The organism is Acetilactobacillus jinshanensis (assembly GCF_004359375.1).
Classification (GTDB): Bacteria; Bacillota; Bacilli; order Lactobacillales; family Lactobacillaceae; genus Acetilactobacillus; species Acetilactobacillus jinshanensis.
Genome location: NZ_CP034726.1, coordinates 1554416 through 1567989 on the forward strand (window position 1 = coordinate 1554416; position 13574 = coordinate 1567989).

A 13574-nucleotide genomic window follows, 5' to 3' on the forward strand; every position below is an offset into this window, starting at 1 on the left:
TTTTAAAAAATCTGCGCATATCTATTATAATTTCAAATGTATCAATTGTTCGATAATAAGAATATAGGGAGGATATAAACATGAAAATTCAATCCATTCGCGACACCGTAACGTTAGCTGATGGTCAAAAGATGCCCATGGAAGGCTTCGGTACCTATAAGTTAGTATCACAAGACGTTATGGACCGTGCCATCAAAACCGCATGGGAAAGCGGCTACCGTCTTTTTGATACCGCTCAGTTTTACCACAACGAAAAACAATTAGGTAACGCCCTTCAAAAGCTCAACGTTCCTCGTGATCAATACTTTTTAACCACTAAGATCCCGGAACCAAAACAGGGCTATCAGTCCACGTTAAAAGCCGTTGACGAATCATTAGCTAATCTCCAGACGGACTACTTAAACCTAGTCTTAATCCACTGGCCAATTCATTCCGAATTCTTTAACACCTGGCGAGCTTTAGAAAAGGCTAAGGCTGACGGCAAAGTTAAGTCCATTGGGGTCAGTAATTATCATCGCACTCATTTAGAATATTTACACACCCAAGCCAAGGAAATGCCGGTCGTTAACCAAATTGAAAACCATCCCTACTTAAGTCAGCAACCGATGGTCGATTTTGATCGTCAATCCCACATCGTAACCCCGGCTTGGAGCCCAATGGGCCGTGGTGCCGTTTTAAACGACCCAACCATCGGTAAGATTGCTAAAGCACATGGCAAATCAACTGCCCAGATCGTTTTACGTTGGCACTTACAGCGCGGTGTCGCCATTATTCCAAAGTCCAAAACACCTTCACGGATCAAAGAAAACGCTGATCTTTACGATTTCCAGTTATCCAATCATGAAATAAAGATGATGAACGGTTTAAACCGGAATCAGCGAACTGGTGACGATCCGGAATTAGTTTATGAAATCGAACATCAATACTAACTATTTCGATAATAAGTTAACTTTATGGGTTTATCATAATCAAAAAAATTATGGTAAATCCTTTTTATTTTGCGAATTAACTTGAAATATCGAGATTGGGTGCTAATATTAAAAATGAACTTATTCATATAACACTATTCATTTGTTTCTATTTCATTTAACTCCGCCCAAAGTAACTTGGAATATTTAAAAAGCCGCATCGAATTTAATCGATACGGCTTTTTCTTTTGTTATATTCAAATCTTAATTAAATCTTTTCAGCTTTCTTCGGATCCTCCACGACTTCACGGTAATAACTGTGAGCCTGATTCATGTCGAAAGCATGTTCAGATTTACCGATAACGGCGGTAGCTAATGAATTACCAACCACGTTGACTGCGGTACGACCCATATCAACTAATCGGTCAATCCCGGCAATCAAAGCTAAACCTGACATCGGAATGCCGATGGTTGAAGCGGTAGTTAGTAAAACAACGAATGAAGCACTTGGTACACCGGCCATACCTTTACTAGTAACCATTAATACCAGCATGATCACGATCTGCTTACCAATGGATAGGTCCAAGTGATAAGCCTGTGCTAAGAACAGAACACCCAATGACTGGTAGATAGCAGAACCATCTAAGTTAAAGGTATAGCCAACTGGAATGACGAAGTTAGCGATGGCTTTCTTAACACCTAACTTAACCATTCGCTGCATGTTCTTTGGTAAAGCAACTTCGGAACTAGCGGTGGTAAATGCTAAGACAACTTCTTCCTTAATTACTCTTAACAGCTTCATAATTCTGAACTTGAAGATTCTAGCAACTAAACCTAGGCAAACTAAAACGAAGAAGATCATGGCACCATAGGCTAAAGCAACGAAGTACCCAAGTGGTAATAATGACTTGAGTCCCATCTGAGCAACGGTTGCACCCATTAAGGCAAAAACACCTAGTGGAGCAATGTGCATAATCCAGTCAACGATCTTGAACATTACCTTGGCAACGGAACTCATGAACGTAACTAAGATGTGACCTTGTTTACCAACGGCGGTAACACCTAAACCGAAGAATACACTGAATACGATTACGGCTAACATGTTACCTTGAGCTAACGACTTGAAGATGTTAGTTGGAATCATGTTAATTACGAATCCCCAGAAGCCACCTTTAGAAGCGGTGTGGGCAACGGAAACGTATTGTGAAATGTTAAAGCTGTGTAAGGAATGAATGTTGATTAAAGTTCCTGGATGGAAAATGTTACCAACAAATAGACCAACGGCTAAGGCAACGGTCGTCATGACTTCAAAATAAATGATGGTCTTTAGACCGATTCGTCCTAACCGTTTCATACTACCAATACTGGCAATCCCGACGGTCAAACAAGAAACGATGATCGGTAAGACGATCATTTGAATTAGATTAATGAAGATCGTCCCAATATTCTGCATCGCCATAATCGCCATCTGGTTATGATACAACAGAAATCCAATCCCAATCCCTAGAAACAGACCAATTAAGATCTGAGTGCCTAGGGTTGGCATATGGAAAAATCGTTTTGAACTCTTTTTCATATTAATATCCCCTCTGTGTCTCTGCATTATTAAAGTATCAAAAAAGCCTCATGATCTTTAGACCATGAGGTTTAATTTTCGGTTCATTAACTTCGCGATGAAATTAATCCACACAGTCTAGAGTGAAGCCTGTGCGAATTGACTCAATTCAATAACATTCCAATCGTTCACACGGGCGTTAAAGATTTAATTTATAATCAAAATCTAATTTCGGATCTCGATCATCTTTAACGTCGTCATCAATTAATAAGTTAATTCGGTGAACGATGAACATTATTAAAACTTCCAATCATTAAATCTATTAAACGAAACTTACTTGTAAGTTATCGTTTCTTAATTCACTTTTAATAATATCATTAAATCAAAAAAATGCAAATATATTTTTATCTGCATATTTGTCAAATTACATAATGCTTTGTATACTAAACCCAATTTACGAAATTGAAAGGTATGATTTTATGAATTCAACTCGTCGTCAGTTAAAACAGCACGCGAGAAACATGTTAAATCCGAATTTTGGGTTCTTTGCGGCTTTAATTTTCCCATCATTCATCCTTGCGTTTTTAAGTAGTATTAATGGGAATATCGTTTTCAAACGTGTCATGTATTCTAATACATCATTTAGTGTCTGGATGGGCAGTGATTCAGTATCAACCCTTATTGATATTATCGGTTACCTGTTAATCACCAGCGTTGCTTTGGTCTGCTTAGACTTAGTCAGAGGCAAACGGTCATGTGAGCACGGAATCGAGCAGTCGACCACGATTTTCCATAATGGTAATTACTTTATGGGAGCACTTATCATCGGTTTCTTACGAATAATGTGGCAATTCTTCTGGTCCCTGCTCCTTATTTTTCCAGGGATCATTAAGCAACTAGCCTACTCTCAGGCGATTTATATCTATAAGGATGCCGTTGATTCCGGCCATCGCATGAAATATTGGGACGCCATCACTAAGAGTCGCCATTTAATGAACGGTCATAAGTGGGAACTATTCGTAATCCAGTTAAGTTTCCTAGGCTGGTTTATCATCTCAGTTTTGACCTTCTCGATAGCTGATTTCTGGGTCCAGCCCTACTATCGTTTAACGTTAGCTAACTTCTATCAGAAATTAATTACTGATCCTGATAACAAGTAAATGTTTCACGTGAAACAAAAAGCGGCGTGAGTTATTTACAACTCACGCCGCTTTTTGCAGCAATTTTAAAGTAATTATGAAGGATTTGTTATGAAAAATTATTTGTGTTGACTATTTTGATGAGCCTTACGAGCCTGCTGACGCTGACGAGCGACCTTAATGAAGGTTGGGTCAATCGTGTTAACTAGGTAGTCAGCAGATTCACTGTTTTCTAACGGATCCATACCAATCTTTTCCATGTACTTGGATACTCTGATTGGAACGAAGAGTTCTAAGACTTTAATAATGATAATATCCATGATTACGACAAAGATAATCGTAAAGGCGGTAACACCAAGCTGAAGTAAGAATTGATGCATACCACCACCATAGAACAGACCGTTATGTTTTACGACGCTGTTGATACTGCTGGTTGCAAATACTCCAGTTAAGATACTTCCGACAATTCCACTAACACCGTGGCAGCCGAAGGCATCTAAAGTATCATCTAACTTAATGCGACCTTTAATGTAATTAACAAAGAAGTAGCTGAATAATGTCGAGATTAAGCCAATCCAGAACGAGCCCCAGACGGTAACGTAACCAGCGGCTGGAGTAATTCCAACTAGACCACACAGGGTACCAGTACTAACACCGGCTAATGTTGGATTACCATGGAAAATCCGGTCAAGGGCCATCCAGGTCATCATAGCAGTCCCGGTTGAAACAGTTGTCGTTAATGCAGCTTGCATAGCAACGTTATTAACGGCTAATGCTGAACCGGCGTTAAAGCCGTACCAGCCAATCCATAGAATGGTGGCACCTAATACGACCCAGATCAAATTATAATGAATGATCTTATGCTTATAGTTCAAACGACGGCCCAGGAATACTGCCAGGACAAATGCAGTAACTCCGGCATTGATGTGAACAACGGTCCCACCAGCAAAGTCTAGAACACCTAACTTAGCTAAGAAACCAGTGGGGCTCCATACCATGTGGGCCATTGGGTAATATACCAAGATAGACCATAAAACGATAAATAATAGTAGAAAACGGAAACGCATCCGGCCAACAACGGCACCAACGAACAGTGCTGGTGTAATTACAGCAAACATCATTTCAAACATCATGTAAGCTCCAGTCGGAATATGAGTTTGTGGCATTAACGCTTTAAGGTTGACGCCATGTAAGAATAAATGATGGAAACTGCCAATGATTCCGTGGAAATCACCTACGAATGATAAATTATAGCCAAAGGCAATCCACAGTAAGATCGCAATCCCAGTAATAATAAATACAGAAAACGTAGTATTGACAACGTTTTTCTTAGATACTAAACCACCATAGAAAAAGGCCAGCCCTGGTGTCATAAACAGCACCAGAATTGCTGACATAATTACAAAAAATGTGTTTGCAGCATTCACGTTTGTCAGTCCTTTTATACATGTTCAGATTTCCTCTTTACATGTAAGAAAGTATAACACTATGAACGCCATGTTAAATGTTTTTATTCAAATTTATGAAAATAATTTAACTTTATGTAAGGTTTTATAACATATGATGGCAATAAAAAAGACCGACGGTTCGTCGGCCGGTAATCTCATTTGGGTAGATTAAGCTTATTTAATGCTGATGCGGTGGGAATTATCAATCTTTTTAGCGGCCTTTGGTAAAGTAACTTTCAATAAGCCGCCGTCATAACTAGCGGAAATCTTATTAAATTTGACGTTTGGCAAGTAGAACGCACGGTTAACGTTGCTCATTGAGCGTTCGCTACGGAGAACCTTGCCCTTATTGTTCTTAACGTTACGGGATACGTTATGAACGGCATGAATCCGTAAAGTGTTGTGACGGTAGTCCATGTGGATCTGGTTCTTCTTGAAACCCGGTAATTCGGCGGTTACCTGATAGTTCTTCTTGTTTTCAGTAACGTCAGTCTTCATTGGGTTCATCTTTGGCATGGCATTGAAGAAGCTCTTGTCAAGATCACCAAAGAAGTCATTCATTGAGCCTAAATCGAAGTCATCGTCAAAGTTAGTCATTGGGTCATCATTAAATACGTTACTTAATTCTTCACTCATATTAATGTCTCCTTTATCAAAGCGGTTAACTTTAGCACTCTTTTTAATTAGTGCTAATTTGATTCTGTAAAAGAAGACCGGTAATTAACCAGCCTTCAGATTTTAATTCAATTTAATCTACGATTACTTGATGTTGATTTGGTGGCTGCTGTCATCTTTTTCAACCTTTGGTAAGGTTACCTTTAACAGACCACCATCATAGGTTGCGCTAACTTTGCTTAAGTCAACGTTTGGTAAGTAGAATGCACGGGCAACGTCACTGTTGGAACGTTCTTTTCTTAATACTCTGCCCTTGTCATTCTTAGCGGCTTTACTAATGTTGTGAGTAGCGTGGATCCGTAAGGTATTGTCACGGTAATCCATATGGATATCATCTTTCTTAAAGCCTGGTAATTCGGAAGTTACTTGATAATCATCCTTGTGTTCAACGACATCTGTTTTCATCTGGTTGTGACTGGCAACTGAGTCGAATAAACTACGACCAAAGTTACCAAAGAAATCGTTCATTGGATCTTCGTCATCATCAAACATGTTTCTTAATTCATTTGCCATAATGAAAACCTCTTTCTAATCAATTGATATCAAACTTAATTAATCGATACCCAAGTTCAATTCAATTATTATTTTAAACTTCACATCTAGAGACTCAAAATATTTAGCACTCAAAATTTTAAGTGCTAATAGAATTTCAAATAAAAACATGAGCAGAGCAACTTGTTTTGAATTGCTCCATCTCACTTACCAATTCTTATGATAATCACTCTTAATTTGCAACGCAACTTTTTAGCACTATCATTCAAGAGTGCTAACTCACATTGCAATTATTATATTAGACCCTTAAATTAAAAATGCAAGGGATTTTTAGCACTAATTCAAAATAGTGCTAATTAATTTAAATAAAAAACACGCTAAAAGCTGAAGCTATCGCGTGTTTTAAGAATTAAAAATTTAATTTTTTAATAAATTAACGAATAATGGTTTCGTGTAACGTCTTGGCCAATGTCTTCAAGGCATCGTCACGGGTCTTAACCTTATCCATATCGAAGATGATGGCATCAATGTCTCCGCCTTTAAAGTCGAAGAGTTCGATGTATAAGTATGGGTTATAGCTATCATCTTCCTGGATCTTTGAGTCCATTGCTTTGTAGAAGCCATCGGCCCAAACGGTATCATCCATCTTCTTAAAGTCTAACTTGGTGATGTAACCCCGCTTCTTGATTAAATCAATTGCTTTTTTAAGGTCATCATCAGAGTACTTAATTTTAGATTCACGAATTTCTTCTAAGGTACGATTATCGTCTTCGTCTCGCTTCGGTTGTTCTTGGTCCGATGCTTGACTATCGTCTTTTTCAGCCATGTCAATTCCTCCTATATTATGAGATGTACCTTTTAAGTTTATCATTCTTATTAATAGCTATCAAATGGACATGTTTCCAATGTCGTGTACGCGCGATATAATATAAGTAAAGATACATATGACTTAAAGTTTTAAACAAAAGAAGGTAAGCAATTTTGCTATTTTGGGAAATTGTTGTTACTGTACTTTCCTTCTTCATGGCCGGCTTTTTCGTCGCCTGTGAATTTGCATTAGTCCAAACCCGTGAGAGTGAACTAAAGGAATCGGCTAATAAGGATAAAGTCAACGGTAAAAAAGTTCCAGTTAAATTAAAGCGTGAAATTTACATGGTCACGCATTTAAATGATTACCTATCCACTACTCAAGTCGGAGTATCGCTAGGCGGTATTCTAATGGGCTGGGTTGGTGAAAAACTGGTCGATGAAGGATTAGAATATCTGTTCGGCCTTCCGCTCTGGCATATGAACAACGGAACCGTCGAATCGGCCAGTGCCATCATTGGTCTAGTCGTATTGACTTACTTAGAAGTTGTATTGACTGAAGTTACACCGAAGAACTTAAGTACTGCTAAATCTCGGTTCATGCTAGGTGTTGTATGTACGCCATTGCATTACTGCCATAAGATCTTCTTCCCATTAGTTTGGTTGATCAACGTGTCTGCTGAACAAACGGTTAAGCTCTTTGGTATCAAGATGGCTGATCAGACCGATGAATCCCTGTCACAGGGTGAAATCCTGGACGTTTCCAGAAACGCCGTTAAGAACGGCATGTTAGACCGTAACGACTATACTTACATGGTCCGTGCCTTTAAGTTCAACACTAAGGTCGCTAAAGACATCATGGTCGACCGAACCCAGTTAGTTGTTATCAATGATGATGATACTGACCAGGACGCCATTAATGTTTACTTAACCAAGAAGTTCAGCCGTTTACCAGTTGTTAAGAATAACAACAAGGATCAGATCATTGGTTACGTATACAACTATGATTTAATTCGTCAGCACCAGGTTAACCCAGACGTTAAGGTCACTAAGTTATTACGTCATGTAATAACGACTGCCGAAACGACACCGATTACCCAGGTTCTGAAAGAAATGGTCAAGAAGCATACACCTTTGGTTGTCGTTGTTAATGAATACGGTGGTACCAGTGGGATCATCACTGATAAAGATATCTATGATGAACTCTTTGGTACCATTCGTGACGAAGTTGATCCATCCATGAATGAATTTATCTTCAAACAACCACAAGGTACTTACCAGATCAATGGTAAGATCAACATCTACGATTTCGAACGTTTCTTCAACAACGAAATCCCAGATTTTAACAAGTCCGATGCCGTTACTTTGTCAGGTTACTTTATTGCTAAGTATCCTGAAATTCATGATGGCTCGGTAATTAACCTTGGTGGCTTTAAATTCAAGATCACGAAGGTCGTTAACTCATTCGTTAAATGGTTTGAAGTTACACCCGTTCACGAACGAGCTAAGAAAGATCTTGAAGATAAGAAGAAAGCGGCCATTGCTAAACAGGAAAAGAAACCGTCTAAGCAAGGTTCCCAGTCCGCTAATGAATTAAGTTAAATTAGATTTAAGTAAATTAAAAACTCATCCAAATAATATTTGGATGAGTTTTCTTTTTGTCTAAATTCAATTTATAGCATCGTCATAATAAAGCGGAAATAATGGTGACCCAGAACAAAGCTCGCTTTAACCAATTTCTCAGCTTTGGTGGTATCTTCAGCGACCAGGATCCGTTCGGGACTATGACGTAAAACGCGGTTCATGGCTTCGTTTTTAATGAATTCCGCCTGATAATCATTAAAACAGAACGCTGATTTAAGCTGTTGCTTTAATTGCCTTAAGAAATAAAGTTTAGCTTGTAAACGGGCCTTAGGATTAGAACCATGATAAACAAAGGTCTTCTTACGGACCAAGTCCTTAAAGCGCTTCTGAACGCGATTCTGCTTCAAATGCATCTGCCGAATTTGAGCTCTATCCATCTAAATCATTCCCTAGCTTTAGCGAGATGCTGACGTCTTCGATAGGTTCGAATAACTTCAATCATAACTAATAACAAAGATAATAAGACTAAAATTCCTGAGAAACCAAACAGGAAACCGTAACTAATGCTTTCCACTACAATCCCATCAAATAACGGACCAACGGCTCGGCCTGCCGTCATCGACACGTTAAAGTACGCTTGATAACGACCCTTTTCGTTAAGTCGGGCGAAGTTATCGATCCAGGCGGGAATATCCGGCAAGCTTATCATTTCACCAATTGTTAACACAATCATTGAGATCACAAACGCAAGGTAATGACGGGCTGGGATCAAGCCAAAATATGAAACCGCAAAGATAGCGACACCAATCGCTACCTGCACAGAAATCTTTAATCTACCAAAGAGCCGGTTAACGTAATCCTGACCAAGGACAATCAAGATTCCGTTAATGACCCAGACCCAACTATAGTCAATAAACGAAATCCCTAAACTAGTCATGTGGACGGACATAACACTATCCCAGATTGCGTAAGTCATGTAGATACAGAAGACCATCAAACAAATTGAGATTAATAAGCCGTGATGGTTACCGTAATGAATGACTTGATGCTTAGGCTGAGCACCAGAGACTCGCTGGTACTTCGATAAATCAACGTTAAACTGGAGAATTGTCATTAATAACGCGGCAACGTAGAAAACACTGGTAACAGTGAACAGAAAGGCAACGCCACCCTTTAACAAGAAACCAGCCATTGCACTACCGATGACAATCCCTAGGTTCAATCCGATGTACATAATATTAAAGATGTAGCGGCTGCTCTTTTCAACAATTGCAGTAGCATACGAATTAGTCAGCGTTAGGTTAGCACCGTTACCTAGGTCAAACGGCATCAGCAAAAATGCAAATGTGGGCCAACCGTGGAAGAAGATTAACGCAATCACCGAAATTGTTGAAATCGTCATAAAGATAATTGATGTCTTATACGGTGACGCATTATCAAATAGATAACCACCGAGATAATTACCGATGATCATAAAAATAGACATACCTAATAACACAAGTCCCGACATGGTTAATGTCTGATGCAAATAATTATGCATATACAGTGTGACCAACGGCCAGACACATGATGTTCCGGCGTTTAAGATTATGGAATAAGTCATTAACGTTGATAAACCGATCGATTTACGTTTGAAAATTGCGAACGTCCCCTTCCGAAAGAGCCAATTAATTTTATTATAATATTTAAATTGCTCTTTTTTTACTATTAGCGGTTGGATTTGGGCAAACAAGGCCTGAATTTAGATAAAGTAAGCGCTTTTTTTCCGTGGATCAATGTTATACAATAACCATAGTTAAAGAATACGCTTTCATGATGAATGGAGCCGCATCTCTAGAAATTAGAATTTAAAATTTTAAAAAGGAGCGTGAAGACGTTGGCAACTGAAAAAAGAGCTCTAATTATGCTTTTCGGTGCAACTGGTGATTTAGCTCACCGAAAGTTATATCCGGCTATTTTTAACCTTTATAAAAAAGGTAGCCTACGCAAACATTTTGCATTAATTGGAACTGGTCGTCATAAGTGGACTCATGACAAGTTACGTGAAATCGTTGCTAATTCTGTAAAGAGTTTAGCTGATAACGATACTCAAGTTAAAAACTTCGTTAGCCATTTTTACTACCAATCCCATGATGTTACTAATCCTGCTCATTATGTCGTATTAAGTAAATTAGCTGATAAATTAGACAAAAAGTATCAATTAAACGGCAACCGCATTTACTACATTGCATTAGCACCACGATTCTTCGGAACCGTATCTAAGAACTTACGTGAACAGCATGTTTTATCTGATAACGGCTTTAACCGTTTAATCATCGAAAAGCCATTCGGTCATGACTATCCATCAGCTAAGAAGTTAAACGATTCCTTAGCCGCAACCTTTGATAAGGATCAGATCTTCCGAATCGATCATTACTTGGGCAAGGAATTAGTTCAGAACATCTATGCTTTACGCTTCGCTAACCCATTATTCGAAAACGTTTGGAACCATAACTACATCGACAACGTTCAGATTACCTTAGCTGAAGGCTTAGGTGTTGAAAAACGTGCCGGTTACTACGATGGCACCGGTGCTTTACGTGACATGGTCCAAAACCATATCATGCAAGTCTTGGGTGTAATCGCTATGGAACCACCAAAGACCTTTAATGATACTGACATTCATGCTGCTAAAGCCAAGGCTTTAAACAGTGTTGAAGTTTATGACGCTAAAGGCGTTGCCAAGAACTTCGTTCGTGGTCAGTATGGTGCTAAAGGTTCTCAGCATGAATATCGTGAAGAACCTGGTGTTCCGAACGATTCAGCAACTGAAACCTACGTCGCTGGTAAAGTTAACGTTCAGACCCCTCGTTGGCAAGGCGTTCCGTTCTATGTCCGCACTGGTAAGATGATGGGCAAGAAAGAAACCCGTGTTGACATTGTCTTCAAGCCTGCCAAGAACATCTTTGGTGACGGTAACGACGTTAAACCAGTTGTTTTGACCATTCACATCGAACCTGGATCTGGATTCAAGTTATCATTCAACCGTAAGCAGATCGGTAACGGCTTCAAATTAACTACCGCTTCCATGAATGACATGGAATCCAAAGAAGATATCGCTAAGACTCCACAACCATACGAACGTTTAATCAACGATGCTTTAGCTGGTGACCTATCTAACTTCGCCGGCTGGCCGGAAATCGCTCATGATTGGAAGTTCGTTGATCCAATTCGTAAGTACTGGGACTCTAAGAAACCAGACTTCCCTAACTACACGCCTGGCACCATGGGTCCAAAAGCTGCTGACGAATTACTTAAACGTGACGGTCGTCACTGGATCTATCCCGAAAACTAAATCGTAAGCAAAACATTCGAATATGATATAATCAAAACCGAACTACTTATTAGTTCGGCTTTTTTGTTACTTTAATTTTTTATTTAAAGGAAGATCGATATGCCTGGTAATCAAGCCGACATCGGTGTCATCGGCATGGCCGTCATGGGTAAGAACCTAGCCCTTAATATCGAGAGTCATGGTTATACCGTCAGCGTTTTTAATCGAACTAGTGCTAAAACCAAATCATTTGTTGAAAATCATGAGGACAAAAATTTAGTCCCAAGTTTCAAATTAACTGACTTTGTTAATTCGTTAAAAGCTCCCCGTAAAATTATTATTATGATCAAAGCCGGGAAACCTGTTGATAACATTCTTAATCAATTGGCTTCGCTTTTGGATAAGGGCGACGTCATCATTGATGGTGGCAACGCCAACTTCCATGATACGATCCGCCGCAGCGCCAACTTAACAAAAGACGGGATTTACTTCCTTGGTATGGGAGTATCCGGTGGTGAGCAAGGTGCTTTACACGGTCCATCCCTAATGCCAGGTGGTCAAGAAAAAGCCTACGAAATGGTTAAGCCAATCTTGACTAAGATTGCCGCTAAGGCTCACGATGGTACACCCTGCGTCACCTATGTTGGGCCAAACGGAGCTGGTCACTACGTTAAAATGATTCACAATGGTATCGAATACGGCGACGAAGAGTTGATTGATGAAACCTACAACTTACTTCGTAATATTGTTGGCTTTAACGTCGATCAATTGTCAAAGATCTTCGCTAAATGGAATCAGGGTGAACTTGATAGTTACCTGATCAAGATTACGGCCGACATCTTAAGCCGGAAAGATGACTTGAGTTCCGATCAATCAGTCCCGATCGTCGATATGATCCTGGACGAAGGTGAAAATAAAGGTACCGGCCGCTGGAGTTCTGAAGACGCAATGGCAATTGGTGCACCTCAGTCATTAATTACCGAATCGGTCTTCGCTCGTTTTATCTCAATGATGAAGAACCAACGGATGCATGCTGCGCAGGTCTTACCAGGCCCCGAGAAAAAAGATCAAGTTAAGCCTGATAAAGACGTCGTGGAAGAAGCTTGTCAGGCTTTATACTTTGGTAAGATCATGAGCTATGCCCAGGGCTTTGTTCAACTGGAAATGGCTTCTAAGACCTATAAGTGGCACTTGAAATACGGCAAATTAGCTCAGATTTGGCGTGCCGGATGCATCATCCGCGCTAAATTCCTCCAGAAAATTACCGATGCGTTTGCTAAGAAACCCAATCTTCAGAATTTATTAATGGACTCATACTTTGCCGGTATCGCTAAAAAGTATCAAAAATCAGCCCGTAAAATCGTAGCTTTAGCAACGCTTGATGGAATCCCGGTTCCCTGTTTGTCAGCGGCCGTTTCCTATTACGATTCGTTCCGAGCTAAAGTCTTACCAGCTAATCTATTACAGGCTCAACGTGACTACTTCGGTGCACATACCTACCATCGAATTGATCGTCCGGGAACCTTCCACTACACGTGGTATAAAGAAGAATAATTTAAAAATATAATCTGAACGAAAAAAGCCAGGTTACGAAAATCCGTAATCTGGCTTTTAATTATTAATGATATTACATTACAAAATTACATATTAAGG

At 39.5% G+C, this 13574-nt stretch carries 12 protein-coding genes; 5 read left to right on the forward strand and 7 right to left on the reverse strand.

Annotated features, from left to right (window positions below; translation table 11 throughout):
• Positions 1-80: 80 nt before the first annotated feature.
• Positions 81-929, forward strand: coding sequence for an aldo/keto reductase (locus tag ELX58_RS07500; RefSeq protein WP_133442485.1), 849 nt, complete (start codon positions 81-83; stop codon positions 927-929).
• Positions 930-1176: 247 nt separating this feature from the next.
• Here the strand turns inward: ELX58_RS07500 and ELX58_RS07505 are convergent, their stop codons facing one another.
• Complete coding sequence (locus ELX58_RS07505; protein WP_133442486.1) at positions 1177-2484, reverse strand: dicarboxylate/amino acid:cation symporter; 1308 nt, start codon at positions 2482-2484, stop codon at positions 1177-1179.
• A gap of 458 nt (positions 2485-2942) precedes the next feature.
• Between ELX58_RS07505 and ELX58_RS07510 the strand changes: the two genes are divergently transcribed.
• Positions 2943-3623, forward strand: coding sequence for a DUF975 family protein (locus tag ELX58_RS07510; RefSeq protein ID WP_162614680.1), 681 nt, complete (start codon positions 2943-2945; stop codon positions 3621-3623).
• Positions 3624-3721: 98 nt separating this feature from the next.
• Here ELX58_RS07510 and ELX58_RS07515 read toward each other — a convergent pair whose 3' ends face one another.
• The 4 genes from ELX58_RS07515 to ELX58_RS07530 form a co-directional block, all read right to left on the reverse strand.
• Complete coding sequence (locus ELX58_RS07515) at positions 3722-5029, reverse strand: ammonium transporter (RefSeq protein WP_133442488.1); 1308 nt, start codon at positions 5027-5029, stop codon at positions 3722-3724.
• A gap of 195 nt (positions 5030-5224) precedes the next feature.
• Positions 5225-5686 carry an Hsp20/alpha crystallin family protein gene (locus ELX58_RS07520; RefSeq protein WP_236747676.1) on the reverse strand — a complete coding sequence of 154 codons (462 nt, stop codon included), beginning with the start codon at positions 5684-5686 and terminating at the stop codon, positions 5225-5227.
• 123 nt (positions 5687-5809) lie between these two features.
• Positions 5810-6238, reverse strand: a complete 429-nt coding sequence (locus ELX58_RS07525; RefSeq protein ID WP_133442489.1) for an Hsp20/alpha crystallin family protein — start codon at positions 6236-6238, stop codon at positions 5810-5812.
• A gap of 412 nt (positions 6239-6650) precedes the next feature.
• The gene (locus ELX58_RS07530) at positions 6651-7043 is read right to left on the reverse strand and encodes a hypothetical protein (protein WP_236747677.1); all 393 of its coding nucleotides are present in this window, start codon (positions 7041-7043) and stop codon (positions 6651-6653) included.
• Positions 7044-7240: 197 nt separating this feature from the next.
• Here ELX58_RS07530 and ELX58_RS07535 point away from each other — a divergent pair, with 197 nt between their 5' ends.
• Positions 7241-8626 carry a hemolysin family protein gene (locus tag ELX58_RS07535; protein ID WP_133442609.1) on the forward strand — a complete coding sequence of 462 codons (1386 nt, stop codon included), beginning with the start codon at positions 7241-7243 and terminating at the stop codon, positions 8624-8626.
• A 71-nt stretch (positions 8627-8697) separates the two neighbouring features.
• On the opposite strand, the gene ELX58_RS07540 is transcribed toward ELX58_RS07535, so the two are convergent.
• Positions 8698-9045 carry a hypothetical protein gene (locus ELX58_RS07540; protein WP_133442490.1) on the reverse strand — a complete coding sequence of 116 codons (348 nt, stop codon included), beginning with the start codon at positions 9043-9045 and terminating at the stop codon, positions 8698-8700.
• Between the two features lie 5 nt (positions 9046-9050).
• Positions 9051-10211, reverse strand: a complete 1161-nt coding sequence (locus ELX58_RS07545) for an MFS transporter (RefSeq protein ID WP_133442491.1) — start codon at positions 10209-10211, stop codon at positions 9051-9053.
• Positions 10212-10484: 273 nt separating this feature from the next.
• Here ELX58_RS07545 and zwf point away from each other — a divergent pair, with 273 nt between their 5' ends.
• Both zwf and gndA read left to right on the forward strand, forming a co-directional pair.
• Positions 10485-11942 (forward strand): glucose-6-phosphate dehydrogenase, encoded by a 1458-nt coding sequence (gene zwf, locus ELX58_RS07550; protein ID WP_133442492.1) that lies wholly within the window; start codon positions 10485-10487, stop codon positions 11940-11942.
• 99 nt (positions 11943-12041) lie between these two features.
• Entirely contained in the window at positions 12042-13475 is a 1434-nt protein-coding gene (gene gndA, locus ELX58_RS07555; RefSeq protein ID WP_133442493.1) for an NADP-dependent phosphogluconate dehydrogenase, read from the forward strand.
• Positions 13476-13574 lie beyond the last annotated feature (99 nt).

What these genes read in the sequence shown, in the direction of transcription:
- ELX58_RS07500 (WP_133442485.1), top strand. Translation starts at nt 81, where the DNA reads ATGAAAATTCAATCCATTCGCGACACCGTAACGTTAGCTGATGGTCAA.
- ELX58_RS07505 (WP_133442486.1), bottom strand. Translation starts at nt 2,484, where the DNA reads ATGAAAAAGAGTTCAAAACGATTTTTCCATATGCCAACCCTAGGCACT.
- ELX58_RS07510 (WP_162614680.1), top strand. Translation starts at nt 2,943, where the DNA reads ATGAATTCAACTCGTCGTCAGTTAAAACAGCACGCGAGAAACATGTTA.
- ELX58_RS07520 (WP_236747676.1), bottom strand. Translation starts at nt 5,686, where the DNA reads ATGAGTGAAGAATTAAGTAACGTATTTAATGATGACCCAATGACTAAC.
- ELX58_RS07525 (WP_133442489.1), bottom strand. Translation starts at nt 6,238, where the DNA reads ATGGCAAATGAATTAAGAAACATGTTTGATGATGACGAAGATCCAATG.
- ELX58_RS07530 (WP_236747677.1), bottom strand. Translation starts at nt 7,043, where the DNA reads ATGGCTGAAAAAGACGATAGTCAAGCATCGGACCAAGAACAACCGAAG.
- ELX58_RS07535 (WP_133442609.1), top strand. Translation starts at nt 7,241, where the DNA reads ATGGCCGGCTTTTTCGTCGCCTGTGAATTTGCATTAGTCCAAACCCGT.
- ELX58_RS07540 (WP_133442490.1), bottom strand. Translation starts at nt 9,045, where the DNA reads ATGGATAGAGCTCAAATTCGGCAGATGCATTTGAAGCAGAATCGCGTT.
- ELX58_RS07545 (WP_133442491.1), bottom strand. Translation starts at nt 10,211, where the DNA reads ATGACTTATTCCATAATCTTAAACGCCGGAACATCATGTGTCTGGCCG.
- gndA (WP_133442493.1), top strand. Translation starts at nt 12,042, where the DNA reads ATGCCTGGTAATCAAGCCGACATCGGTGTCATCGGCATGGCCGTCATG.